Origin of the sequence: Microbispora oryzae (assembly GCF_017896165.1) — a bacterium.
Classification (GTDB): Bacteria; Actinomycetota; Actinomycetes; order Streptosporangiales; family Streptosporangiaceae; genus Microbispora; species Microbispora oryzae.
This window is the reverse complement of record NZ_JAFCNB010000007.1, coordinates 100,980-125,939: the sequence shown is the minus strand read 5'-3', so window position 1 is coordinate 125,939 and position 24,960 is coordinate 100,980. Positions and strand designations below refer to the sequence as shown.

General features: G+C 70.6%; 22 protein-coding genes. 9 read left to right on the top strand and 13 right to left on the bottom strand.

Features of this window, described 5'->3' with window-relative positions; translation table 11 throughout:
- The first annotated feature begins 55 nt into the window (after window positions 1–55).
- A complete protein-coding gene (locus tag JOL79_RS15215; RefSeq protein WP_210156459.1) occupies window positions 56–733 on the top strand; it encodes a uracil-DNA glycosylase in 678 nt (225 codons plus the stop codon).
- Window positions 734–756: 23 nt separating this feature from the next.
- Window positions 757–1,122: a hypothetical protein gene (locus JOL79_RS15210; RefSeq protein ID WP_210156458.1), complete on the top strand. Its 366-nt coding sequence runs from the start codon at window positions 757–759 to the stop codon at window positions 1,120–1,122.
- Window positions 1,123–1,184: 62 nt separating this feature from the next.
- Here the strand turns inward: JOL79_RS15210 and JOL79_RS15205 are convergent, their stop codons facing one another.
- The 3 genes from JOL79_RS15205 to JOL79_RS15195 form a co-directional block, all read right to left on the bottom strand.
- Entirely contained in the window at window positions 1,185–2,150 is a 966-nt protein-coding gene (locus JOL79_RS15205) for a hypothetical protein (protein ID WP_210156457.1), read from the bottom strand.
- A 34-nt stretch (window positions 2,151–2,184) separates the two neighbouring features.
- Window positions 2,185–3,510, bottom strand: coding sequence for a calcium:cation antiporter (locus tag JOL79_RS15200; protein ID WP_210156456.1), 1,326 nt, complete (start codon window positions 3,508–3,510; stop codon window positions 2,185–2,187).
- Window positions 3,511–3,675: 165 nt separating this feature from the next.
- Complete coding sequence (locus JOL79_RS15195) at window positions 3,676–4,653, bottom strand: hypothetical protein (protein WP_210156455.1); 978 nt, start codon at window positions 4,651–4,653, stop codon at window positions 3,676–3,678.
- A 242-nt stretch (window positions 4,654–4,895) separates the two neighbouring features.
- Between JOL79_RS15195 and JOL79_RS15190 the strand changes: the two genes are divergently transcribed.
- Window positions 4,896–5,789, top strand: a complete 894-nt coding sequence (locus JOL79_RS15190) for a helix-turn-helix transcriptional regulator (protein WP_210156454.1) — start codon at window positions 4,896–4,898, stop codon at window positions 5,787–5,789.
- A gap of 59 nt (window positions 5,790–5,848) precedes the next feature.
- Here the strand turns inward: JOL79_RS15190 and treZ are convergent, their stop codons facing one another.
- From treZ to JOL79_RS15170, 4 genes are all read right to left on the bottom strand, one after another.
- Window positions 5,849–7,576, bottom strand: a complete 1,728-nt coding sequence (gene treZ, locus JOL79_RS15185) for a malto-oligosyltrehalose trehalohydrolase (protein ID WP_307848532.1) — start codon at window positions 7,574–7,576, stop codon at window positions 5,849–5,851.
- Between the two features lie 31 nt (window positions 7,577–7,607).
- Complete coding sequence (gene treY / locus JOL79_RS15180) at window positions 7,608–9,788, bottom strand: malto-oligosyltrehalose synthase (protein ID WP_307848531.1); 2,181 nt, start codon at window positions 9,786–9,788, stop codon at window positions 7,608–7,610.
- Window positions 9,789–9,891: 103 nt separating this feature from the next.
- Window positions 9,892–12,039, bottom strand: a complete 2,148-nt coding sequence (gene glgX / locus JOL79_RS15175) for a glycogen debranching protein GlgX (protein WP_210156452.1) — start codon at window positions 12,037–12,039, stop codon at window positions 9,892–9,894.
- A 293-nt stretch (window positions 12,040–12,332) separates the two neighbouring features.
- The gene (locus JOL79_RS15170; RefSeq protein WP_230984848.1) at window positions 12,333–12,986 is read right to left on the bottom strand and encodes a DUF305 domain-containing protein; all 654 of its coding nucleotides are present in this window, start codon (window positions 12,984–12,986) and stop codon (window positions 12,333–12,335) included.
- A 556-nt stretch (window positions 12,987–13,542) separates the two neighbouring features.
- On the opposite strand from JOL79_RS15170, the gene JOL79_RS15165 reads away from it, so the two are divergent.
- From JOL79_RS15165 to mscL, 3 genes are all read left to right on the top strand, one after another.
- On the top strand, window positions 13,543–14,547 hold the full coding sequence (locus JOL79_RS15165) for a LacI family DNA-binding transcriptional regulator (RefSeq protein WP_210156450.1): 1,005 nt from the start codon (window positions 13,543–13,545) through the stop codon (window positions 14,545–14,547).
- Entirely contained in the window at window positions 14,534–15,970 is a 1,437-nt protein-coding gene (locus JOL79_RS15160) for a serine/threonine-protein kinase (RefSeq protein WP_210156449.1), read from the top strand. The genes JOL79_RS15165 and JOL79_RS15160 overlap by 14 nt, the downstream gene beginning before the upstream one ends.
- A gap of 172 nt (window positions 15,971–16,142) precedes the next feature.
- On the top strand, window positions 16,143–16,571 hold the full coding sequence (gene mscL, locus JOL79_RS15155) for a large conductance mechanosensitive channel protein MscL (protein ID WP_210156448.1): 429 nt from the start codon (window positions 16,143–16,145) through the stop codon (window positions 16,569–16,571).
- Window positions 16,572–16,586: 15 nt separating this feature from the next.
- On the opposite strand, the gene JOL79_RS15150 is transcribed toward mscL, so the two are convergent.
- The gene (locus tag JOL79_RS15150; protein ID WP_210156447.1) at window positions 16,587–16,913 is read right to left on the bottom strand and encodes a hypothetical protein; all 327 of its coding nucleotides are present in this window, start codon (window positions 16,911–16,913) and stop codon (window positions 16,587–16,589) included.
- A 243-nt stretch (window positions 16,914–17,156) separates the two neighbouring features.
- Between JOL79_RS15150 and JOL79_RS15145 the strand changes: the two genes are divergently transcribed.
- The 3 genes from JOL79_RS15145 to JOL79_RS15135 all read left to right on the top strand — a co-directional run bounded on the left by JOL79_RS15145 (window position 17,157) and on the right by JOL79_RS15135 (window position 18,704).
- A complete protein-coding gene (locus JOL79_RS15145; protein ID WP_210156446.1) occupies window positions 17,157–18,038 on the top strand; it encodes a helix-turn-helix domain-containing protein in 882 nt (293 codons plus the stop codon).
- Between the two features lie 116 nt (window positions 18,039–18,154).
- Window positions 18,155–18,370, top strand: a complete 216-nt coding sequence (locus tag JOL79_RS15140) for a DUF397 domain-containing protein (protein WP_210156445.1) — start codon at window positions 18,155–18,157, stop codon at window positions 18,368–18,370.
- A gap of 130 nt (window positions 18,371–18,500) precedes the next feature.
- Window positions 18,501–18,704, top strand: a complete 204-nt coding sequence (locus JOL79_RS15135) for a DUF397 domain-containing protein (RefSeq protein ID WP_210156444.1) — start codon at window positions 18,501–18,503, stop codon at window positions 18,702–18,704.
- A 38-nt stretch (window positions 18,705–18,742) separates the two neighbouring features.
- Here JOL79_RS15135 and JOL79_RS15130 read toward each other — a convergent pair whose 3' ends face one another.
- The 5 genes from JOL79_RS15130 to JOL79_RS15110 all read right to left on the bottom strand — a co-directional run bounded on the left by JOL79_RS15130 (window position 18,743) and on the right by JOL79_RS15110 (window position 24,911).
- Complete coding sequence (locus JOL79_RS15130) at window positions 18,743–20,326, bottom strand: glycoside hydrolase family 13 protein (RefSeq protein WP_210156443.1); 1,584 nt, start codon at window positions 20,324–20,326, stop codon at window positions 18,743–18,745.
- Window positions 20,327–20,357: 31 nt separating this feature from the next.
- The gene (locus JOL79_RS15125; RefSeq protein ID WP_210156442.1) at window positions 20,358–21,248 is read right to left on the bottom strand and encodes a carbohydrate ABC transporter permease; all 891 of its coding nucleotides are present in this window, start codon (window positions 21,246–21,248) and stop codon (window positions 20,358–20,360) included.
- Window positions 21,248–22,165 carry a carbohydrate ABC transporter permease gene (locus JOL79_RS15120; RefSeq protein ID WP_210156441.1) on the bottom strand — a complete coding sequence of 306 codons (918 nt, stop codon included), beginning with the start codon at window positions 22,163–22,165 and terminating at the stop codon, window positions 21,248–21,250. Before JOL79_RS15120 ends, JOL79_RS15125 begins: the two co-directional genes overlap by 1 nt.
- A gap of 93 nt (window positions 22,166–22,258) precedes the next feature.
- The gene (locus tag JOL79_RS15115) at window positions 22,259–23,632 is read right to left on the bottom strand and encodes an ABC transporter substrate-binding protein (RefSeq protein ID WP_230984818.1); all 1,374 of its coding nucleotides are present in this window, start codon (window positions 23,630–23,632) and stop codon (window positions 22,259–22,261) included.
- Between the two features lie 262 nt (window positions 23,633–23,894).
- Complete coding sequence (locus tag JOL79_RS15110; RefSeq protein WP_210156440.1) at window positions 23,895–24,911, bottom strand: LacI family DNA-binding transcriptional regulator; 1,017 nt, start codon at window positions 24,909–24,911, stop codon at window positions 23,895–23,897.
- Window positions 24,912–24,960 lie beyond the last annotated feature (49 nt).

Below are 24,960 nucleotides of genomic sequence, written 5' to 3'. Positions count from 1 at the left end.
CATTTTCGTCACGCCACGCCGTGCCATTCTGGAAAAGCCGATAGAGTGCGCGACCATGGCAGGACGTCCCTTGCACGAAGTCGTGGAAGCCGGATGGGCGGAGGCCCTCGCACCGGTCGCCGAGCGGATCACCGCGATGGGCGACTTCCTCCGGCAGGAGATCGCGGAAGGCCGGCAGTACCTCCCGGCCGGGCCCAACGTGCTCCGCGCGTTCCAGCAGCCCCTCTCCGACGTACGGATCCTGATCGTCGGTCAGGACCCCTATCCCACCCCGGGCCACCCCGTGGGCCTGAGTTTCTCGGTGGCCCCGGACGTGCGGCCGCTGCCGGGAAGCCTCGTGAACATCTTCAAGGAGTACATGGAGGACCTCGGCTATCCCCCTCCGTCCAACGGCGATCTCACCCCCTGGACCGAGCAGGGCGTCCTGCTGCTCAACCGGGTGCTGACCGTCATGCCGGGCAAGCCCGCCTCACACCGCGGCAAGGGCTGGGAGGAGGTCACCGAGCAGGCCATCAAGGCCCTGGTGGCCCGGGGCGGCCCGCTCGTGGCGATCCTGTGGGGCCGCGACGCCCGCAACCTGCGCCCGCTGCTCGGCGACGTGCCCTGTGTCGAGTCGGCGCATCCGAGCCCGCTGTCGGCCCGCAGCGGCTTCTTCCGCTCCCGCCCGTTCAGCCGGGCCAATCAGCTCCTGGAGGAGCAGGGCGCCGCGCCGGTCGAGTGGAAGCTGCCGTGACGAGTGCCGATAGGATCACCACCATGAGCAATGGAACGGACACGGCTCGCTACCTGCGCCTCACCGTCGACCTGGTGGTCGAAGTCCTCGACGTCGGCGCGCTGCAGGCGGCGGCGCTCGCGGAGATCCGCGACCCCCAGACCGAGCTGGAAGACGGAGAGCGCCAGGAGCAGATCGAGCTGGTCAACTCCGACGAGACCGGAGCCGCAGCCCTGCAGTGGCTCATCGAACCCGATCATGTCCTCGGCCTGGTCGAGCACGTCAGCGAGGTCGAGCCGCGCGAGGCGATGCTCGGCGTCGAGCCGTCCGACGGCGTCCTCGACGAGGAAGAGGACGACCACGACCACGACCACGATCACGATCATGACGGGCCCGCCCACCTGAAGTGAATCCGGCGTGGGCCTCCGGCGGGCGACGGCCGCGGCTTTCCCCAAGCCGCGGCGCGGCCCGCTCAGGAGCTCAGCAGGTCTTCGCGGCGCTTCAGCAGGGACTCATGGTCGCGGGTCAGTTCTGCGCACCGGTCGCCCAGCTGGTTCACCGTCCGGCCCAGCCACTCGGCGATCTCCCGCACCGCCGCCGCCGTACGGTTGATCCGCTGGTGCTTGATGGCATCGGTGATGATGTTGTCGAAGAAGACGTCGGCGAACCAGCGGGTGTCGACCTTGGGAAGCCGGGGCGCCACGACGACGCCGATGTCGGCCAGCTCCCGTGAGAACCGGTCGAGCTCGCGCTGCGCGTGCCAGGCCGCCTGGTCCGCCTGACGCAGGTGACCGTGCTCCATCATGTCGGCGATGCTGCCGCCGAACCCCAACATGTCGAACGTCGAGGCGCCGTGGGCGCCGCCGAGGTGGCGCAGGACGTGGCCGACGGCCTGGCCGGCGGCCACCCCCGCCTCGCGGGCCTCCTCGTGCTCCCGCAGGTCGGCCGTGACGCCGGCGATCAGGGTGGCGATGGCCGCGAGGTCACGGCCCCGCGGATCGCCTGACTCCTGCAGCATCCGCTCCTTGCGGGCCAGCAGGACCTCCAGCTCCTGACGGGGAGAGCCGATCGTGGCCAGCTCACGGTCCGTCTGCCTGAGGTCGGAGATCAGCCACTCCAGCCGGGACCGCTGACCGGTCACCCGCTGCCGGGCGGCGGCCGCCTCGGCCCGCTCCCGCGCCAGCCGCTCCTCCCTGCTCCCCATCACGCCGGCCAGGAATCCGGCGAAGCTGCCCCGCTCCAGTCTCGCCACGTCGTCGTCTTCCTTGGCGAGCTCGCGTTCGAGATCGACGAGGACGCTCCGGACCTGGTCGATCTGCCCCTGGAGGGTGCCGCGCTGCCGGGTCAGCCGCTCCATGCGGCGAGCCCGATCCCGTGCCTGGCGGATCTCCTCGTCGATCGCGGCGAAATCAGTCACATACCGCCAGACGTACGGCATTACGGGAACGTTCCCCGGGGCCGGCCGGTGCCGGCTAGGGGTTCGCGGCGAGGAAGAGATAGCCGGCGCAGAGGGCGAGGTGGACCGCCGCCTGGAGCAGGGTGGCGCGGCCGGGCATCACGGTGAGGGTGCCGACGACGGCGGTGAGGGCCAGCAGCACGATCTGGTTGGGGCCGAGCCCGAGCAGCAACGGACCCGTGAACCAGACCGACGCCACCGCGATGACCGGGATGGTCAGCCCGATGCTGGCCATGGCCGAGCCGAGAGCGAGATTGAGGCTGATCTGGGTGCGGTCGCGGCGGGCGTTGCGGGCGGCGGCGAGAGTCTCGGGAAGCAGCACCAGCAGGGCGATGACGACACCGACGACGGACTGGGGCAGCCCGGCCGCGGTGACGGCCTGCTCGATGGTCTTCGACTCCGTCTTGGCCAGGCCGACGACGGCGATGAGCGCGGTCACCAGCAGGGCGAGGCCCGTCAGTGCGGTGCGGGCCGACGGCGCCACCGCGTCCCCGCCGATGTCGCCCAGACCGGCGTCATCCCGGCCCGTGTCATCCCGGCCCGTGTCATCCCGGCCCGTGTCATCCCGGCCCGTGTCATCCCGGCCCGTGTCATCCCGGCCCATGTCGCCGCGGGCGGCGGCGTCCCGGGCGGCGTCGTGCTGAGCGGTGCTTTCACGGCGGGCTACCTCGGCCCGTCCGGGCACGGGAACGGACAGGAAGGATTCGCGGTGACGCACGTTCTGGACGAACACGAACAGCGCGTACAGGACCAGCGAGGCCGTGGCGGCGAACGCCAGCTGCGGACCGGAGAACTCCGGGCCAGGGGCGCTGGTGGTGAAGCTGGGGATCACCAGGCTCAGCGTGGCCAGTGTGATCACCGTGGCCAGGGCGGCGCCCGTGCCCTCGGGGTTGAACTCCGCGACGTGCCTGCGCAGGGCGCTGAGCAGCAGCGCCAGGCCGACGATGCCGTTACAGGTGATCATGACGGCGGCGAAGACCGTGTCGCGGGCCAGCGACCCGGTGGCGGGGCCGCCGGAGATCATCAAGGTGATGATCAGGCCGACCTCGATGACGGTGACGGCCACGGCGAGGATCAACGAGCCGAACAGGTCACCGACACGGTGGGCGACCACCTCGGCGTGGTGCACCGCGGCCAGCACCGAGGCGGCCAGCAACCCGACCACCACGACCTCGACGAGGATCGGGAGCTCGCGCCCCCACACCCCCAGCAGCACCAGGATCGCCACGACGGGGATGATCCTCGCGGCCACGACCAGCGGGGGCCCGGAGACGACCGCGCCGGGCCACGAGATCGTCGAACGGCCTCCGCCGCCCCGCGATCGCGCCCTGCGGCCCCCCATCACGGGGAGGCGCCGACGGCGAGCGGCGACCGGCTGGACGGTTTCATCATGGATCCCCTTCGGTACGCGGCGTCTCGACCTCAGTCTTTCCGAGCAGGCGGGGCCCACCGACGCCGGGTCCGGCCCCCTCGCGCGGCGCGGGATGACCCGCGTGGGCCCCCTCACTCAGGCCACCAGCGGTCCGGAGCCCCGGCGGACGGGCCGGTCGCCGGGGCCGGTTCCCGGGCGGCGACCGGCACGGAGGCCGGCCTCGAGACCGTTACGGACCCCGCCCCGGAGGCCGACCCGGAGACAGCCGTTGTCGGCGGCCCGGCGCGACAGGCGTACCCGCAGGGGCTCGCCGTCACCCGCGCCCCCCGCCACCGAAGCCCCCGCACCTGAAACCCCCGCGCCGGAGGCCCCGGAACCGGACGCGCCGGAGACGATGGCGATCTCCGTGCGGTCGATCGTCAGCCGGTCGGGCAGGGTCCGCAGCCACGACCCCGGGTTGGCCGCGACCCACTTCAGATGCCCGGCGAGGAGCTTCTCGGCGACGGCCCGCACCACGGTGACCGCGCACAGGCTGTGGGCACAGGCGCCGCCGGCAAAGACGATCTCGGGCATGCCGAACCGCCGCAGGCCCCGGCTGGTCACCCGCAGGCAGGTGCACCTGCCCGTGCCCGAGGCGTCGCAGGCCGTCTCCCCGTCGTGGGACTCCACGGCCCAGCCGAGCCAGTCGTCGCCGATCCTGAAGAGACGCCGCTCCCCCGGGCAGCCGGGACAGTGGTCGACGACCCCGCCGGTCAGCGGGTCGGCGATCGTACCCTGGTACGCCTCGGCCACCCCGCGCGCGACCGCCCTGACCGCCTGCGCCACCTCGGGCTGGCCGTAGACGGGAGCCGTGCTGTGGATCACGACGTGATGACGGGCCTTCCGGACCTGTTTGAGGTGATCGGCGTCCAGATCCATCCGCCGCCAGGGCGACTGGGCCGTGCGGTACGCCTCCAGCTCCAACACGGACGAGCCGAGCAGCGCCACGGCGTTCCGCCGGTGGGGACCGCTCACCCGCCAGGGGACGATCGACGACAGCTCGGTCGGCGCGCGGTCCACCGCGACGACGAAGGCGGACGTGGTCGTGCGCGGCACGGGGTAGCTGATGTTCATGGGCTTCCTCCCATCGCTGGACGGCTCCAGCCTGCGCGGCCACCCTCGACCCCAGCTCACCCGAACGCCGTTCTGTGGATATCCCCAGCTCACCGCAACGCCCGTCCACTGATCGGAAAGCCCTGAACAGCAGCGAAACGTACGCTCGGCGAGGAAAGATCACTCGCCAGGGAATCTTCCTGGGTGCAACGCACCCTCCCTCACCGCGTTCGTCCCGGCCCGGGCCGACCTAACCTCTTTTTATGGACACACCCAAGGCCGTCGGCGGCGACAATCCGCTCGGCGACTTCCTGCGCGCCCGCCGGGAGCTGCTCCGGCCTGAGCAGACCGGGCTGGTGTCCGGCGGCCGTCGCCGGGTGAGCGGTCTTCGGCGTGAGGAGGTCGCCCTGCTGGCCGGAGTGAGCACCGACTACTACACCCGGCTGGAGCAGGGCCGGGAGCGGCACCCGTCCGCGCAGGTCCTCGACGCGGTGTGCCGCGTGCTGCAGCTGGACGAGCAGTCGCGGGCTCTTCTGGACCGGCTCGCCCGGCCGTCCACGCGCCGCCGTCGTCGTCCGCGTTCAGCGGAGAAGGTCAGCGATCACCTGGTACGCCTCATGGAGGCCTGGCCCGACACGCCCGCCTTCGTGATCGGGATCAGGCTCGACATCCTCGCCCGCAACCGGCTCACGGAGGCGCTTCTCCAGTGCTTCTCCCCACCCGACAACCTGGCCCGCATGGTCTTCCTTGATCCCGTCGCCACGGACTTCTACCGTGACGTGAACCGCGTCGCGCAGCACACGATCGTGCTGCTGCGGGCGGCGGCGGAACAGTCCCCGCACGACACGCGGCTGGCCGAGCTGGTCGGCGAGCTGTCCATCAGGAGCGGTCACTTCCGCCAGTTGTGGTGCCGCCCCAGCGCTCCGCCCAAGGGGACCGCGATCCTGGCGTTCCATCACCCGGAAGTGGGCGACCTCGACCTCCGCCTGCAGATGTTCACCGTCAACGCCGCTCCCGGCCAGCAGCTCGTCGTCCTCCATCCGGAGCGTCCGTCGGCGGTCGAGGGGCTGGCTCTGCTGGGCACGATCGCCGCGGGCGACGGCGTGTCCTTCGGCCAGTCGCGGACACGGGCCGCCCAGGCCCGCCGCTCGGCCTGACTCCCCCCTGGACTCCGCCGGACTCCACCTGACTCGGTCGGCACCTCCGCCTGAGAGGGTCAGACCCGGACGATCGCCAGAGACCGCGGCGGGAGATAGACGTCGCCGTCGATCAGTCTCGTGCCCTCGTCGGAGGCGAGCAGGACGCTCGTGGCCCCGGGCGACAGCCGCACCGGGACCGGGCGTTCCCCGACGTTCGCCACGACCCGCAGCCGGCCGCGTTCGACGACGATGAAGTGGCGGTCCTCGTCGGCCCACGCGCGCACCCGGTCGAGCCGGGGGTCGGCCAGATCGGGGTGCGACTTGCGCAGCGCGATCAGGTCGCGGTACCAGCCGAGCAGGGAGGCGTGCTCGTCGTCCGCCAGCTCGGCCCAGTCGAGCTTGGACCGCAGGAACGTCTCCTCGTCGCCGGGCTCGGGCGCCTTCCAGTCGTAGCCGAAGCCCTCGAACTCCCTGGCCCGACGCTCGGCCTCGCCCTCGGCCAGATGGGGCTCGAAGTGGTCGGTGAAGAAGTAGAACGGGGTGCTCGCTCCCCACTCCTCACCCATGAACAGCATCGGCGTGAACGGCGACGTCAGCAGCAGGCCCGAGGCGATCCACAGCTGCTCGGGCGACATGCGATCGCCCTCCGGGCGGTTGCCGATCTGGTCGTGGTTCTGCACGCAGCACACGAACCGGTAGCCCGGGACGCCGGTCGCCGGGCGGCCGTGGCCGCGCCCCCGGAACGTCGAGTAGGTGCCGTCGTGGAAGTAACCCCTGGTGAGGACCTTGACCAGGGCCTCCAGCGAGCCGAAGTCGCAGTAGTACGCCTGGGTCTCGCCGGTCACCGCCGCGTGGACGGCGTGGTGCACGTCGTCGTTCCAGGAGGCGTGCAGGCCGAGGCCGCCCGCGTCACGCGGGGTGATCAGTCGGGGGTCGTTCAGGTCGGACTCGGCGATCAGGTGGAGCGGCCGGCCGACCGTCGCCGACAGGGCGTCGGCCTCGGCCGACAACTCCTCCAGGAAGTGCACCGCCCGGGAGTCGTGCAGCGCGTGCACGGCGTCCAGTCGGAGCCCGTCGACGTGGTAGTCGCGCAGCCACTGCAGGGCGTTGCCGATGAAGTAGCTCCGCACCTCGTCCGAGCCGGGGCCGTCGAGGTTGACCGCGTCGCCCCAGTAGGACCCCCTGAAGTCCTTGAAGTACGGCCCGAACCTGGCCAGGTGGTTGCCGGACGGCCCGAGATGGTTGTAGACCACGTCGAGGATCACCCCGAGCCCCGCCTGGTGACAGGTGTCGACGAAGCTCTTCAGCCCGTCCGGGCCGCCGTACTCCTCGAAGACGGCGTAGAGATCGACGCCGTCGTATCCCCAGTTGCGGGTCCCGGGCACGGGCGCGACCGGCATGATCTCCACGAAGTCGACGCCCAGGTCGACGAGGTGGTCGAGTTTCCTGGCCGCGCCCCGGAAGGTGCCCTCCGGGCTGAACGTGCCGACGTGCAGCTCGTAGATCACCGACCCGCGCAGGTCGCGGCCGTGCCAGTCCTGGTCGCCCCAGGTGTACCTGCCGTGGTCGTAGACACGGCTCACCCCGCGCACGCCGTACGGCTGCCAGCGGGTGCGGGGGTCGGGGAAGGGGCCGTGGCCGTCGACGTGGAAGGCGTAGTCGAGCCCGTGCTCCCCGCCGGGGACGGTCCACCAGCCGCCCTCCCGCCGGGTCATGGGGTGCCTGCCACCCAGGTACTCCACGTCCAGTTCCGTCGCCTGGGGTGCCCAGACCTCGAACATGCCCTCTCCCGTCGTCGACCGCACGACCCCACTCTGCCCCGCCACGCGCCGGCAGTCATCCTTCGAGGATCGCGACCGGATGGCGGGCGAGGAGGTGGGCCAGCGGCACCCTCCCGGTGTACGCGCAGCCGGTCAGCAGGTCGCGCCAGCGGCCGTGCGGCAGCGTGATCGTGTCGCTCCGCCAGCCGCCACGCCGTTCCAGCCCGACGGGGAGCCGGGTGACCACGGCGACCGCCCGGTCACCGCGCGCGAACGCCACGGCGTGCTTCCCCGCCTCGATCGGTACGTACGGCGCCTCGGGGTCGATCCGCCGCCGCAGCCCGAGCGCGGTCGTCGTGACAAGCATCTTCTGCCCGTCCCAGCTGTCGTCGGGGTCCGCGAGCAGCCGGCGCCGCCGGTCGAAGTCGACGGGCCGCCGGTTGTCCGGGTCGACCAGGGAGAAGTCGGTGATCTCGGTGCCCTGGTAGACGTCGGGCACGCCCGGCATGAGGAGCTGCACGACCTTCTGCCCCAGCGAGCCGGCCCGCGCGTACCGGTCCACGACCTCGGTGAACGCGGCGACCGAGTAGCCGCACTCCTCGACGGCCCGCCGGGCGAACTCCCTGACGCCCCGTTCGTACGTGGGGTCGGGGTCCATCCAGGAGATCGCGGTCTTGGCCTCGCGGGCGGCCTTGAGCAGGTAGTCGGTGAAGCGCTCGACCGTGATCGGCCAGGCGGCCATCAGGTTCTGCCAGGCGAGGTAGTCGAGCCTGGGGTCGAACGACACGACGGAGGCCCAGGAGTCGACGGCCATCGCCCACTCCCGCGGCAGCTCCGACAGCACGGCCAGCCGCGCCCGCACGTCCTCCGAGCGCTTGGTGTCGTGGGTGGACAGCGTGGTCATCGTGCGCGGCGGCAGGCCGGCGGCGAACGCGTGGAACTCGGCGGGCGAGACGCCGAAGCGGTCGGGTTCGCCGCCCACCTCGTTGAGCGCGGCCAGCGGATACCAGCGGTAGAGCGCGGTGTCCTCCACGCCCTTCGCCATGACCGGCCCGCAGGTCTGCTGGAACCGGACGACCGCCTCGGGCGGGCCGTACAGGACGAGGTCGGCCGTCTTCGCCACGGCGTCGGGGTCGGCGCGCGTGGCGGCCAGCCGGGCGGCGTCGGCGACGATCCGCACGGACTCCTCGGGCGGCCGCTCCCCCGGGTTCGCGTACGCCCGGTAGACCGGCATGGCGGCGAGCAGTTCGACGACGGCGTCGCGCAGCGCGGGGTCGCCCAGGGCTGCGGTGAGCCGGTCGACCTCGCCACGGAGGAAGCGCTCGATGACCTGCTTCTTCGACTGGTACGTGACGGTCTCGTAGTCGTCGCGCACCCCGGTGTGCCGGGCGAACGTCTCGATCAGCGACTCGCGCGAGGAGGGGTCGACGAACAGCCGGGTGATCATGTTGAGCGTCTCGTAGCCGGTGGTGCCGTCGCACGGCCAGTCGGCGGGCAGCCGCTCACCGTCGACGAGGATCTTCTCGACCCACAGCGGGCCGGACACGTGGGGCCGCAGGCGCCGGACGTAGCCGCCGGGGTCGGCCAGGCCGTCGGGGTGGTCGACCCGCAGGCCGTGGATCAGGCCCTCCTCGATCAGGCGGAACGTCACCGCGTGGGTGGCCGCGAACACCTCCGGGTCCTCCACCCGGAGGCCCACCAGGGAGGAGACGTCGAAGAAGCGCCGGTATCCGGGGCTCTCCCGCCAGCCGACCAGCCGGTAGTGCTGCGCCTCCAGCAGCTCGGGCAGAGGGAGGTGCTCCGTGCCGGGGCGGATGGGGAACTCGTGATCGTGATAGCGCAGGATCGGCCCGTCGACGCGGAGCCCGCCCGGCTCGTCGCCCAGGACCGGAAGGGCGACCGGCCACTGGAAGTCGAACCACTTGGCCTCCGGCGACCCCGGGCCGTCACGGAGCGCGGCCCACAGCTGGGCGTTGCCCGACTCCGGCACCGGCACCGTCATGTGGTTCGGCACGATGTCGGAGATCAGCGGCAGCCCCGCCGCGGCCAGCGCGCGGAGCCCCTCCTCGCCCCCGAACTCCGCCCGGATCCGGCCGTGGTCCACCACGTCGTAGCCGTGGAGGGACTCCGGCACGGCCTGCAGGATGGGCGACAGGTAGAGGTTGCCGACGCCCAGCTCCCGCAGGTAGCCCACGAGCTCCGCGGCCCGCGCGAAGCCGAAGTCGGGCGTCAGTTGCACGCGGTAGGTGGAGGTCACGGATCCCCCCTTTCCCATCCGGCCGCACGACGACACACGAGAACATCACGAAGCGCCGGGCGGCGCGAAGCGTGCACGCCCCGACCAGGCTGGTCGCCCAGGGTCACCGCACCCGGCGCAGCACGCGGACGGAACGGCCGGAGACCGGCACGGCCTCTCCCGCCCGCGCGAGGCTCGGCGTGCCTGGCCCGGGGACGGCGGTGTCGATCTCGGTCGTCCACAGCTCGCCGTAGTCCTTCGGGACGGTGAACCGGATGACCTCGGAGTGCGCGTTGAAGAGCAGCAGGAACGAGTCGTCGCTGATCCTCCTGCCCCGGCGGTCGGGCTCGGTGATCGCGTCGCCGTTCAGGAAGACGGCGAGCGCCCGCGCGTAACCGGTCTTCCAGTCGGCGTCGGTCATCTCCGTCCCTCCAGGGGTGAGCCAGGCGATGTCGCTCAGCTCGTCGTGGGAGCCTCGTACGGCCCTGCCGTAGAAGAACCGGCGGCGGCGGAAGACGGGATGGTCGCGGCGCAGCCGGGCCAGCCGCCGGGTGAACTCCAGCAGTTGCCGCCGGTCCAGGATCTCGGCGTCCTCCGCCGCCGAGCCGCCGTCCCCGAAGATCGCTGACCAGTCGACCCAGCTGATCTCGTTGTCCTGGCAGTAGGAGTTGTTGTTGCCGCCCTGGGTCCGGCCGATCTCGTCGCCGTGCGACAGCATGGGCACGCCCTGCGACAGGAACAGCGTGGTCAGGAAGTTGCGCTTCTGCCGCTCCCGCAGCTGCGCCACCGGGCCGGTCGCCGGGCCCTCGACCCCGCAGTTCCAGGAGCGGTTGTCGTCGGCGCCGTCGCGGTTGTCCTCGCCGTTCGCCTCGTTGTGCTTCTCGTCGTACGACACGAGGTCCTGCAGCGTGAAGCCGTCGTGGCAGGTGACGAAGTTGATCGAGGCGGCGGGGCGGCGGCTGTCGTCCTGGTAGAGGTCGCTCGACCCGGTGAGCCGGGAGGCGAACTCGGGCAGCGCGGCCGGCTCGCCGCGCCACAGGTCGCGGATGGTGTCGCGGTAGCGGCCGTTCCACTCGGTCCAGCGGGCGGGGAAGTTGCCCACCTGGTATCCCCCGGGCCCGACGTCCCACGGCTCGGCGATCAGCTTCACCTGCGACAGCACCGGGTCCTGCTGGACGAGGTCGAAGAACGCGCTCAGCCGGTCGACGTCGTGCAGCTCACGCGCCAGCGAGGCGGCGAGGTCGAAGCGGAACCCGTCGACGTGCATGTCGCTGACCCAGTAGCGCAGCGAGTCCATGATCAGCTGCAGCGCGTGGGGGCTCCGCATGAGCAGGCTGTTGCCGGTGCCCGTGGTGTCCATGTAGTAGCGGCGGTCGTCCTCGACCAGCCGGTAGTAGTTCGCGTTGTCGATGCCGCGCATGGACAGGGTCGGGCCCAGATGGTTGCCCTCGGCGGTGTGGTTGTAGACCACGTCGAGGATGACCTCGATCCCGGCCTCGTGCAGGGCCTTGACCATGGCCTTGAACTCCAGCACCTGCCCGCCGCGCTCCCCCGAGCTGGAGTAGGCGTTGTGCGGCGCGAAGAAACCGATCGTGTTGTAGCCCCAGTAGTTGGACAGGCCCCGCTTGTGCAGCACGTCGTCGGTGACGAACTGGTGCACCGGCATGAGCTCGATCGCCGTCACCCCGAGCCCGGTGAGATGGTCGACGATCTCGGGGTGACCGAGCGCCGCGTAGGTGCCGCGGATCCGGTCCGGGATCTTCGGGTGGTTGATGGTCAGGCCGCGGACGTGCGCCTCGTAGATCACCGTGTCGTGGTACGGCGTGGCCGGCGGCCGGTCGTGTCCCCAGCCGAAGAAGGGATTGACGACGATCGAGCGCGGCATGTAGGGCGCGGAGTCGCTGTCGTCGCGGCTGTCGGGGTCGCCGAAGCGGTAGCCGTACACGGCCTGGTCCCACCGCACCGCGCCCTCGATGGCCTTGGCGTACGGGTCGAGCAACAGCTTGCCGGGGTTGCACCGCTGGCCGTCGCCCGGCGAGTAGGGCCCGTGCACCCGGTAGCCGTACCGCTGGCCCGGCCCGATCCCGGGCAGATAGCCGTGCCACACGAAGCCGTCGACCTCGATCAGCGGCACCCGCTCCTCGTGGCCCTCGTCGTCGAACAGGCACAGCTCGACGCCCTCGGCCACCTCGCTGAACAGCGAGAAGTTCGTCCCCGCGCCGTCGTAGGTGGCCCCGAGGGGATAGGGATCCCCCGGCCAGATCTCCCTCATCGGACCCCTTCGCCTTCCGGCTCGGCGGCCCGTGCGGGAAGGCCCCGCCGCCCACCGGCTCTATGGTCGTTCCCGGACGGCCCGCCCCCCGGGCGCCCGTCCGCGTACGCGATCATGTGGCTCTCGTTCACAAGACATGGTGCCTGCCCGAAAAGGCCTTCGACAGTCCCGCCACGTTAACGGCGAGTATGGCGAAGGGGCGAACGCGCCATCGATGGGCAAATGGGCGTCCACCCCTCCGCGTACCGGTCGCGGCCGCCCCGTGTTATCCGAACTGGGTCAGCCGCGTTTGGTCACTTCAGCTTGGCGAGATACGCCTTCATCTCCGCGATCTCGGCGGCGCCGGTCGTGGCGATCGAATCGGCCATCGCCTTCGTCCCGTCGAATGCGCCGCCGTTCCGTTCCGACCTGGCGAGCGCGACGGCGCCCTTGTGATGCTCGATCATCATGGTGATGAACATCCGGTCGAACGCGCCGCCGGACGCCTTGGCGAGCGCGGCGATCTTGGCCGCCGACTGCATGCCCGGCATGGGCTGATCACGCGGCAGCGGCTCCTCACCCCAGGCGTCGAGCCACCCCTTGAGCTCGCGGACCTGGGCGTCCCGGGTCTCGGCCAGGCGGCTCGCCAGGTCGCGGACCCACTGGTCGCCGGCGTTGGTCCGCGCGAGGGACGCCATGTCGAGGGCCTGCAGGTGATGGGGGATCATCTTCCGGGCGAAGGAGACGTCCGCGGCGTTGGGCCCGGCGGCGGCGTCCGCGGGGGCGGAGGCCGCCGGATCCGCCCCCGGCGAGCCCTGGCCGTCGGCGGTCGCCGTACCCACGGCGGCCGGTTCCGAAGGGGACGCGGCAGCCGACGCCGGGGCGGAGACAGGGGCGGATGCGGCCGCCGAGGCGGGGGCCGCGCCGTTCCGGTCAGCCGTCCCGCCGCACCCGGTGAGCAGGGCCATCGCGATCACGCCGGTTAACGTGCCCGTCACAACGGGCGAGGGGGTCCGGCGGAAGATGGTCGTCACTTTCTTTAACCTTTCGGTTCTCGGCTCGGTGCGGAAGACCGTCGGCACCGCCCGTTCCGGGGAACCGGGCGCGGCCGGACCGGCTCGCGGGGCGGGCGGACCCGGCCTGGGGCCACCTGCCATACGCGACGGGGACCCAGGTAGGAGGGGGTGAAGCCGGTGACGGGTCCGGAGGTCTCCGCGAGATCTCCTCCGCAGGACCCTACCCTCGCCGGGCCGCCGAGGGGGCGCGATCCAAACGTCAAACCACTGCATAAGCGCACAATCTCCCCTGGCCAATAATTTCGGACATAGGGGATTAATGTCGCCCATTTCCCTGCGGGAGTTCCGACCGTTCACTCAGTGCCCTAGCCTCACACCATGCGCTACCGCCATGGAACTCAACGAAAGGTTTCACACCGAGGAAACCTCTGTTGACACGAGCGAAACAGTGATACTTTCGCTTGGGAGCGCTCCCAAGCCGTGTGAACCTTCGGGCCGAGGAGACCGGATGGCCGATCTTCCCACCCTCGCAGAGGTAGCCGCCGCAGCCGGCGTCTCCCCGGCAACAGCGTCCCGGGTCCTGACCGGCTCGGTACGGGTGACGACGTCGACCCGCCAACAGGTCCATGACGCGATGTCGCGCCTGGGCTATGTCCGCAGGCGAGCCCCCAGGGGTTCGGCGGGCAGGCGGGCCGAGCAGATCATCGCCGCCGTTGTCTGCGAGCACAGTCCACGTCTGTTCAGTGAGCCCTTCTACGCCCGGCTGCTTTCGGCCTGCGAGGAGGTGCTCGCCAGTCACGGGGTCCCCCTGGTCCTGATGACAGCGACCCCCGCCACCGCCTCCATCGCCGCGCCACCCCTGGTCGCCGGCGCCGCGGACGCGGTCCTCCTGGTCGGGGCGCGCGCCCGGCATCCCCTCGCGGTCACGCTGGCGGCATCCGGTATCCCGGTCCGCTGCGCGGGCCGGCCGCCGGACGGCATCGACCTGCCGTTCGTCGACATGGACAACATCGACGGGGGACGCCAGGCGGCGGAGCACCTGCTGCTCACCAACCGCCGGGCGATCGCCACCATCGCGGGCCCGCCCACCCTGCCGGCCGCCCGCGACCGGTTGGAGGGCTTCCGCCAGACCCTGCGCGACGCCGGCGTCGTCGACATCCCGGTGGCGTACGGCGACTTCACGCACGCCTCCGGGGCCCACGCGATGCAGTGGCTGCTGCAGCGGGCGCCCCACCTCGACGCGGTCTTCGCGGCCTCCGACGTGATGGCCGCGGGGGCCATGCAGACCCTGCGGCGGGCCGGGCGCAAGGTGCCCGACGACGTCGCGGTCGTCGGCTACGACGACGCGCCGGTGGCCCGCCACACCTCACCGTCGCTTACCACGGTCCGCCAACCCGTGGAGGAGATGGCCACCCTCGCCGCCCGGCTCCTGCTCATGGCGCTGAGCTCGGAGGACAAACCCAAGGGCAATCCCGTGCTGCCCACGGAACTGGTGGTTCGTGAATCGGCCTGAGCTCAAGGAGGGCGACGTCCTGACCCGTCGCTATCAGCTCACCGAGCGGATCGCGACAGGCGGGATGGCCGTCATCTGGCGCGCCTTCGACCAGGCGCTCCAGCGGGTGGTCGCCATCAAGGTGCTGGACGGCACCCTTGACGGCGACCATCCCGGCCGCGAACTCATGCGCAGGGAGGCACGGGCGACGGCGCGGCTCATCCATCCCGACGCCACCGAGGTCTACGACTACGGAGAGACCGTCACGAACGGCGGCAGGCTTGCCGCCTACGTGGTGATGCGCCTGATGGAGGGCCGGCCGCTGTCGGACCGGATCGCCGAGGGGCCGCTGCCCTGGGCGGAGGCGGCCGCCGTCGCCTCCGCCGTGGCCCGCGTGCTCGCCGAGGCGCACGACCGGGGCATCGTCCACCGCGACGTGACCCCGGAGAACGTACTGCTCGCCCCCGACGGGCCGAAACTGCTCGATTTCGGGATCGCCGCCTTCATCGGCGAGTCGGACGACCAGCTGGTCGCGGACTTCGGCACCCCGCCGTACGTGGCCCCGGAACGGCTCCGCGGGGCCACGGCCGACCCGGCCGTCGACGTCTACGCCCTCGGTGTCCTGCTGTTCGAGATGCTCACCGGCCGGCCGCCCTATCCGGAGACCACCTGGGAGGCCGTCGAGGCGGCCTGCCGGGAGGGTCCGGCGCCTCGCCCGTCCGGAACCGGCCTGCCGCCTGAGGTCGCGGACGTCTGCCAGCGCTGCCTGTCGAGTTGCCCCGAAGACCGGCCCAGCGCGCGGGCGGTCGCCGACGCGCTGGACGCGGCGGTGAAGAAGCGGCCCGCCCCGCGTGGAGGCGGACCAGGGTGGGGCGCCGCCGTGGCCGGCGCCGCCGCCCTCGGCGTGGCCCTGGTGTTCTCCCAGATGCTCCCCCTGCGGGGCGGCGCCTCGACCGGGGCCCCGCTCACCCCGCCGGCCCCCCGGCAGACGCCGTCGGCCGCCGCGACGGTGGACGGGCCCACGATCGAGCAGGTCAACGTCCCGGTATCCACAACGGCGCCGCCGCAGCACCACGCCCTGCGGGTGTCCCCGACCTCAGGTCACCGGACCGCCGGGGATCCCGGCTCCCTGGCCGCGAATCAAGAGGTCTCCACCCTGCCGCTGGCCACCACGGCCGCTCCGCTCCGCGTGGCCGGCGCCGTACGGGCGTTCGGCGACCTCGTCGACGCCGCCGAGGCGAGCCACGAGATCGACCCCGACGTCGCGCTCGACCTCAAGCAGGTGCTGCGCAACGAGATCGACAGCGGCCACGGGACCGAGGTCGTCCAGGAGAAGCTGGCCGTCCGCGCCCGCGAGGGGCGGCTGCCCGACGAGGTCCGGCAGGATCTGGAAAGAGCCCTGGTGAAGATAGAAAGCGCTCGGGCGCAGGCGAGTGGCACCTAAAGTGGGAGCGCTCCCAACGGGTAAATGGAAACATTGTTACGCGTGACGTCCTGACCTTGGGTCCCGCTCCGCACCACGCCCGGGCGGCCTCCCCGCGACAAGATCGCGGAGGCCGCCCTCATTCATGTCAAGTGACTGCGACGCGGAAGCAAACATGGTAAGGCGTTGCCCCATGAGCGGATTCAAGAAATTCCTGATGCGCGGCAACCTGGTCGAGCTCGCCGTGGCGGTGGTCGTCGGCGCCCTGTTCAGCCAGCTGATCCAGGCGTTGGTCACCGACTTGGTCACACCTCTCGTCGCCGCCGTCACCGGGGGCCATCAGCCCGACTTCTCGGACTACTCCTTCACCCTGAACGGCGCGCACTTCCCGTACGGCGACTTCGTCAACCACCTGCTGTCGTTCCTGATCGTGGCGGCCGTGGTCTACTGGCTGGTCGTGCTCCCGATGGCCCGGTTCCTCAGCCTCTTCGAGACCAAGAAGAAGGCGTCCGAGAAGAAGTGCCCCGAGTGCCTGAGCGACATCCCGATCGCCGCCCGCCGTTGCGCCTTCTGCACGGCCGAGCTGCCCACCGTCCCCGTACAGGGGACTCCTCCGGCGTGATCTCCCCCACCCCGGTCAGGGACGGCCGCCGGACGACTGCTCGGGGCGCCGCACCGGCGGCTCCAGCAGGTTGACGCGGCCCGTCCCGTCGCACTCGCCGCACGGCTTCCCGGCGTTCCCGCGCCCGGTCGCCGTGCAGAGCCGGCAGGCGATCAGGGCGTTGAACCGCCGATCCCGATAGTTGTGGACGTACCACTGCCGGCTGATCTGCCACCGCTGGACCCAGGCGAAGGTGTCGACCTCCGCGAACGCCGCCTCGCCCAGCTTCCACATGAGAGTTATCGCGCGTGTCCGTAATCCGGCGGCGGGTAGATTACGGACACCGATGTCGTCGAACTGCATGAGTCATCCCTCACTGAGGAGCAGGTCGGATGGGGATTCGCCGACCGGGCAGGGCCGGAATTCCGGGCCGGTAACACATCGCCTCCTTTCGGAACCGGCCGGACAAGCCGCCACGTTGAGGCTTATGTCGCGTTCCTACCCCGGCCTTTGCCTCAGGCAACCTACATTTGGCAATTGCCATTGGACATTGCGTGCGATGGTGATCCACCCGGTGCTACGCTGCCCTTTCTGGAGCTCCATGTCGTGTACACCGAGGTGGTCACCCTGATGGCCGGGACGAACCTGACGCTCCGGCGACGCCAGCTGGCAGGCCGCCTCCGGCAGATGCGCCGTGCCAGCGGCATGACGGTCGAGCAGGTGGCCCAGCGACTGCTGTGCAGCCCGGCGAAGATCAGCCGGATGGAGACCGGCCAGCGCGGCGTCAGCCTGCGGGATGTACGCGATCTGTGCCAGATCTACGGCGTGCCGGACGAGAGAGTCGTCGCCGAGCTCATGACGCTGGCGCGCGAGTCACGGCAGCCGGGGCTGAAGCAGGAGTGGGGCGAGCTGAACGACGCCCTCTACACCTACGTCGACCTTGAGGCGGCGGCCGTCTCGGTCGTCGAGTTCCAGACGGCGTACGTGCCGGCCCTGCTGCAGACCGCCGACTACGCCCGGGCCCTCGTCCGCGGCATGCTTCCCCGGATCCGGCCCGAGGTCCTCGACCAGCGGGTGGACATCCGCATCCAACGGCAGCTCCGCCTCACCGAGCCCGAGCCCCTGCGCTACTGGGCCTTCATCGACGAGGCCGCCCTGCGCCGCCGGGTGGGCAGCGTGAAGATCATGAAAGCGCAGCTCGACCACCTCCTCGAGGTCGCCGACCTGCCCAACGTCACCGTGCAGGTCGTCCCCTTCGACGTGGGCGCCTACATGTCCTCGGACAACCCCTTCGTCTTCTTCACGATCGGCGATCCCACGATGCCCGAAGTGGTCTATCTGGAGTCGCTGGAGCGGGCCGAATATCTGGAGAAGGAGTCGGAACTGGCGAGCTATCGGGAGGCCGTGGACCGGATCCGGGCCGCCGCGCTGCATCCCGAGGCGTCGCTGGAACTCGTCCAGGAGGTCAACCAGGAATACGCGCTGTAACGGCGACCCGCAATAAATCAGGATCAACCAGACAGAAACCACGTGAAACACATCAGACCCGCAGAGCGCGCCACACGCACTGGTCGGAGTATTTCGCAACAGGACCAGGAGGCGCAATGGAATCACCGCAAGGCCTGACCACTTCGACGTTGAAGTGGCGCAGATCCTCCCGTTGCACGGGAGGCAACTGCGTACAGGTTGCCTTTGCGTCTGATGTCGTCGCCCTCCGGGACTCCAAGAATCCCGAGGCCGGGGTTCTGGTATACACCCGGGAGCAGTGGAGAGAGTTCGTCGAATCCGTGAAGGCGGGAGCTCACTCAGGCGGCGAATAGAAAGACGGGGGGCCGGACGCCGATGTCCCGCCCCCCGTTCTCCGCCGGAAGATTCCGCCGGAAAACGTCGTCCACTAAAATCGTTCCGGGCGATACACGCATCACCACGAGCTCATTCCCGGGAGAGCCGATGACGGATCGACCATTGTTCGCCGACGCTCACTGGCGAGCCGCGTGCAACGGCGGCGCCTGCGTCGAGGTCGCGTTCCACGGCGGCTGGGTCGGTCTCCGCGACGGCAAACAGGGAGACCTGGGGCCGGTGCTGACCTTCACCGCCGACGAGTGGGACGCCTTCGTCCGCGGGATCAAGGACGGCCGTTTCGAGACGCCCTGATCCCCGGCCCCGCGTTCGGGCCCCCGCTCGCGGCGAGGTCAGACGCGCGGGGCGAGCCAGACGGCGGTGTCGGAGGGGAGCCGCCCCTCCACGAGCGGACCGCTGGCCAGCAGGACGGCGTCATGCGCCGGCAGGACGACGGGCGCCGCGCCGAGGTTGACCACGCAGACGAGCCCGGAGTCGCGGGTGAAGGCCAGGACGTCGTCGCGGGAGGGCAGCCAGGACAGTGTGCCGTCCCCGAGCAGCTCGCGGCGGATCCGCAGCGCGTCCCGGTAGAGGCGGAGCATGGAGTCCGGGTCGCCGCGCTGCGCCTCCACGGTGAGGTCGCGCCACGCAGTGGGCTGGGGCAGCCAGGGAGTGCCGGCGCTGTAGCCGAACGGCGGCTGCGCACCCGACCAGGGCAGCGGCACCCGGCAGCCGTCCCGGCCGCGGACGGTGTGGGCCGACCGCTCCCACATGGGGTCGTCGAGCAGTTCCTCCGGGATGTCCTCCACCTCGTTCAGGCCGAGCTCCTCCCCCTGGTAGACGTACACGCTGCCGGGGAGCGCCATCGCGAGCAGCGCGGCGGCCCGGGCGCGACGGCGGCCGAGCTCCAGGTCGGAGGGAGCGCCGTCCCTGCGCTCGGCGTTGCTCCAGGAGGTGTCGGCCCGGCCGTAGCGGGTGACCGGACGGGCCACGTCGTGGTTGGACAGCACCCAGGTCGCGGGCGCGCCGAGCGGCACATGGGTGGCGAGGGTGAGGTCGATGCTCGCGCGCAGCGCGGCCGGCTCCCAGGCGCTGGACAGGAAGTCGAAGTTGAAGGCGGTGTGCAGCTCGTCGGGGCGCAGGTATTTCGCGAACCGCTCCTGGTCGGGCAGCCACACCTCGCCGATCAGGATCCGCCCGCCGTAGGAGTCGGCCACGCGCCGCCACTCGCGGTAGACGTCGTGGACGCCGTCGTGATCGGTGTACGACTCCTCGGCGCTGGCCAGGTCCTTCACGATCACGGCCGCCGAGTCGATGCGCACGCCGTCCACTCCGCGGTCGAACCAGAACCGCAGGACCTCCAGGAACTCCTCGCGGACGGCGGGGTCGTTCCAGTTGAAGTCGGGCTGCTCGGGGGCGAACAGGTGCAGGTACCACTCTCCGTCGGGGACCCGCGTCCAGGCGGGCCCACCGAAGATGGAGTGCCAGCCGTTCGGCGGCCCGTCGCCGTCGCCGGGACGGAACCAGAACCGCTCCCTGGCCTCCGAACCGGGACCGGCCGCCAGCGCCTCCCTGAACCAGGCGTGCTGGTCGGAGGCGTGGTTGGGGACGACGTCGATGATCGTGCGGATGCCGAGGTCGTGGGCCTCCTCGATCAGCTTCTCGGCCTCGGCCAGGGTGCCGAAGACCGGCTCGATGCTGCGGTAGTCGGCCACGTCGTAGCCGCCGTCGGCCATGGGCGAGGGATACCAGGGGTTCAGCCAGATGGCGTCGGCGCCGAGCTCGGCCAGGTACGGCAGGCGCGACCGCAGGCCCGCCAGGTCTCCCGTGCCGTCGCCGTTCCCGTCCGCGAAGCTGCGCAGGTAGACCTGGTAGATCGCGGCGCTTCGCCACCATGCTGGGTCCGGGGACGTCCCCGGGGGCGTGCTGCCGGGCATGCGGAATGCAACTCCTTACGAGGTGGAGGCGTCAGCCCTTGAGGCTTCCGGCGGTGAGTCCCGCCATGATGTGCCGCTGGAACAGGAAGAACACGATGATGGTCGGGAGGCTCGCGATCACCAGGGCCGCGGTGAGCGCGTTCTGCGGCATCGTCTGCGACAGGGAGTTGATGGCGACGCTCACCGTCATCTTCTCGGTGTCCGGCAGCACCAGCAGCGGCCAGACGAAGTCGCGCCAGACGTTGATCACCGTGAAGATGGAGACCACGCCCAGGATCGGCCGGGAGATCGGCAGGACGATCGACCACAGGACGCGCACCGGGGAGGCCCCGTCCATCTCCGCCGCCTCGAGCAGCTCCCGGGGGATGGAGTCGAAGAACCGCTTCAGCAGGAAGATGTTGAACCCGTTGGCGGCGGCGGGCAGCCAGATCGCCCACGGGGTGTTCAGCAGGTTCACGTGCAGGATCGGCAGGTCGAGCACGGTGACGTACGTCGGGAGCAGCAGCACCATCGGCGGGATCATCAGCGTGGCGAGCATCCCGCCGAGGATCGCCCCGCCGAACACCGGCCGCAGCTTCGACAGCGCGTACGCCGCCGTGACGTCGACGGCCATGGTGAACAGCCAGGCGCCCACGGCGTACAGGACGGTGTTCTTGAGCAGGGTGCCGAGGTCGAGCAGATCCCACGCCTCCGCGTACGCGTCCCAGTTGAACCCGCCGGTGGGGAAGGGCGTCGGCGGGATCTGGGACAGCTCCTCGGGGGACTTCAGTGCGCCCGTGACCATCCAGTACAGCGGGAACACGAAGACCAGGGTGAACGTGACCAGCATGAACACCAGGACCGACCAGTAGACGATCCGGCCGCGGCGGCTGTTCAGCCGGTGTGGCGACACCAGGGTGCGGACCCGGGGGGCGTTCTGCATCAGCGGGGGTCCTCCCTGGCGACGCGCAGGTACGCGACCGAGAACACCATCAGGACGATCATGAGCATCAGGCCGAGGGCCCCGCCGCCGCCGAAGTTCCCGAAGTTGAACGCGTACTGGTACATGAGGTAGGCCACGGTGACCGTGGCGTTCTCCGGCCCGCCGCCGGTCAGCATGAACGGCTCGATGAAGACCTGCATGGTCGCGATGATCTGCAGCAGCAGCATCACGAAGAGGATCAGCTTCGTCTGTGGGATCGTCACGTGCCGGAGCCGTTTGACGATCCCCGCTCCGTCCAGCTCGGCGGCCTCGTACAGCTCGCCCGGGATGGTCTGCAGGGCGGCGAGATAGATGAGCGTGCCGCTGCCCAGGTTCATCCAGGTCGAAACGATCACCAGCGAGACGAGCGCCGTGCTCCCACTGTCCAGCCAGCTCAGCGCGGGAAGGTGGAAGAACGCGAGGATCTGGTTGAACAGGCCCTGCCCCGGGTCGTAGAACCACTTGAAGAGCAGCACCGACACCGCCGGCGGCAGCATGACGGGCAGGTAGACGACGAACCGGAGATACGCCCTGGCGTGCCGCAACTCGTTCAGGACGACCGCCGAGGCGAACGGCACGACGTAACCGATGACCAGCGCCAGCAGGGTGAACTCGGCGGTGTTGATCCAGGCCGGCCAGAACGCCGAGTCGGCGAAGACGGCCCGGAAGTTGTCGAAACCCACCCACTTCGGAGCGCTGACGAAGTTGTTCTTCTGGAAGCTGAGGAAGACCTCGCGGATCATCGGGTACCACGAGAAGAACGCGAAGCAGATCAGCGCTCCGCACAGGAACCCGTAGGCGGTCAGGTTCCGCCGTACGAACCGCCCGCGGGCGGTCGGCGCCCGCCGCCGGCCCGCCCCGATGGCCACGACGTTCATCGCTTGTGTCTCTCCCGGTTCTGGTCTCGTCGGTTGGCCGAGGGCGCCGGAGCCGGCCGGCGGGTCACGCCGCCCGGCGTCCGTCCGGCGGGATCACCCCGACCTGGCGAGCAGGTCGTCGACCTTCTTCTCCGCGTCGGCGAGCAGGCTGTCGACATCGGCGTCCTGCCGGGTCAGCACCGCGGACATCGGGGTGTCGAGGATCTGGTAGAGCTGCTGGGTGTTCGGCGGCTCCAGCTTGAGCGGGAGCGCGGCCGACCCGTCCTCATACGCCTTGTAGTTCTGCGCGGGAAGCGTGGAGAACTGCGTCCGCAGCTGGACGAGCTTCTGCCCGGACGCGCTGCCGCCCCACGGGTTGTTGTCGGGCAGGCCGACCGCGCGGCCCTTGGCCTTCTGGCGCTCGTAGTTGAACTGCCCCTGGCCGGGGGTGAGGTTGTAGTAGCTCAGCCAGGCGATGCCGGCCCTGATCTGCTCCGGGGTGTCCTTGACGTTGAACAGGTAGCCGTCGCCGCCGCCCAGCGTCGCCGTCGCCTCGGGGAAGGCGCCGAGGCCGAAGTCCTCATACTTTGCGTGGCGGTTGTCGTGCAGCTCGGTGATGACGTCGGGCGCGCCGAGGATCATGCCCATCTTGCCGGCGCCCATCAGCCGCATGAGGTCGTCCCACTGGTAGAGCTGCTTGGTGCCCATGCTGTTGTCGGTCCAGCGCATGTCCTTGAGGTTCTGCAGGACCGCCTTGCCCTCGGCGCTGTTGAAGGTCGCCTTCTTGCCGTCGTCGGAGACGATCGAGCCGCCGCGGCCGTAGATCTCCTGGGTGAAGTGCCAGCCGCCGGTGTTGCCCGCGCTGTACTCGCCGTAACCGATGTAGCCGGGGCCGAGGCCGCTGATCTTCTTGGCGGCCTCGCGGAGCTCCGCCCATGTCTTCGGCGGGTTGTCGGGGTCGAGCCCAGCCTGGGTGAACAGCTTGCGGTTGTAGACCAGGCCGACCTTGTACGTCGTCCTGGGCAGGCCGTAGATCCTGCCGTTGACCGTGAAGGCGGCCATGACGCTGGGGTCGAGGTCGGCGAACGTCGCGACGTCCTTCACGTAGTCGGTGATGTCGGCGGCCTGACCAGCCTTGATCGCCGTCTGGACGTCACCCACGTAGCCGTAGAAGACGTTCTCCATCTGGCCGCCGGCCAGCTTCGCGTCGTACGTCTTGACGTCGTGACAGGGGAACCCGTCCTTGCTGTCGATCGTGATGTCCGGGTGAAGCTTCTGGAAGGCCGCGACGTCCTCGTTCCATTCGTCGCGCTGGACGGGATTGGTCTTCGGGGGCTGACAGCCCACCGTGATGGTCACCTTGGCCCCCGCGCCGGGGGCCGCCGCCTTGTCGCCGCCGCTACCGCCGTCCCCGGAACCGCACGCGGCCGCGGCCGTCAGCGCGAGCCCCGAGACCAGCAGTATCGAGAGGTTGTGGGGTTTCATCATCGTTCCCTTCTGGAACCGCGCACCACGACCCGTCTGGAGCACGCGTCCGGGGCCGGCTGGAGCGCCCCGATCCGCTCGGTTGCGAGAAACATACAGAGGCATGCAGGCCGTAGCAATACTCCGGCACGCACTCTGCAAAAAGGCGACAGTTACGAGTGTGTAACCGACATGGGGCTCAACCGCCCTGGGGAGCCGGCATCAGGCAGCCGTCCGGGCCACCGCCCAGGCCACGTTTACCCAGCCGCGCGGGGCGCGGGCGCGGTCAGGCCGCGGTCCTGGGCGCGGGCGCGGTGGAGGCCCGGACGACGAGCTCGGGCTCGAACAGCAGCTCGTCTCCCGGAACGGCGGCGGCCTCGATCTGCGCCACCAGCAGCTCGACCGCGGCCCGTCCCATGGCGTCGATCGGCTGGCGGACAGTCGTCAGCGGCGGGTCGGTGCAGTTCATCAGGGCGGAGTCGTCGTATCCGATGACCGAGACGTCCCCCGGCACCGACAGCCCGGCCCGGCGGGCCGCCCGGATCGCCCCGAGCGCGAGCACGTCGCTCGCGCAGATGATGCCCGTGATCCCGTGCCGGACCATCCGGGCGGCGGCGGCATGCCCTCCTTCCAGCGAGAACATCGTGTGCTCGACGTGCTCGGCGGGCAGTTCCACCCCGCGCGCGGCGGCGTGTGCGCGGAACGCGGCGAGCTTCCGGCGCGACGGCACGTGGTCGGGCGGCCCGAGCAGCATGGCGACCCGGGTGTGCCCGAGGGCGAGCAGGTGGGCCAGCGCTATCTCGGCCGCGGCCACGTCGTCGCACGACACCTGGGGGAAGCCGAGCCGCTCCACCGCAGCGTTGACGAGCACGATCGGCAGCTTGCGCTCACGCACCCGCTCGTAGTGGGCGTGCGAGGCGTCGGCCTGGGCGTACAGGCCGCCCGCGAAGACCATGCCGGAGACGTGCTGCTGCAGGAGCAGGTCGACGTAGTCGGCCTCGGAGACCCCTCCGACGGTGCGGGTGCAGAGCACGGAGGTGAACCCCTGCTGGGCCAGCGCGCCCCCGACGACCTCGGCGAACGCGGGGAAGATGGGATTTTGCAGCTCGGGCAGCACCAGGCCGACCAGCCGGCCGCGGTCGCCGCGCAGCTGGGTGGGCCGCTCGTATCCCAGCACGTCGAGCGCGGTCAGGACGGCCTCGCGGGTGGCGTCGGAGACGCCCGGCTTGCCGTTCAGGACGCGGCTCACCGTCGCCTCACTCACGCCCACTTTCCTGGCTACTTCCGCAAGCCGTCGTGTCATGGCCGCAACTATACGACAATTAATGCAAGAGATTTCGTTCGCTTGCACA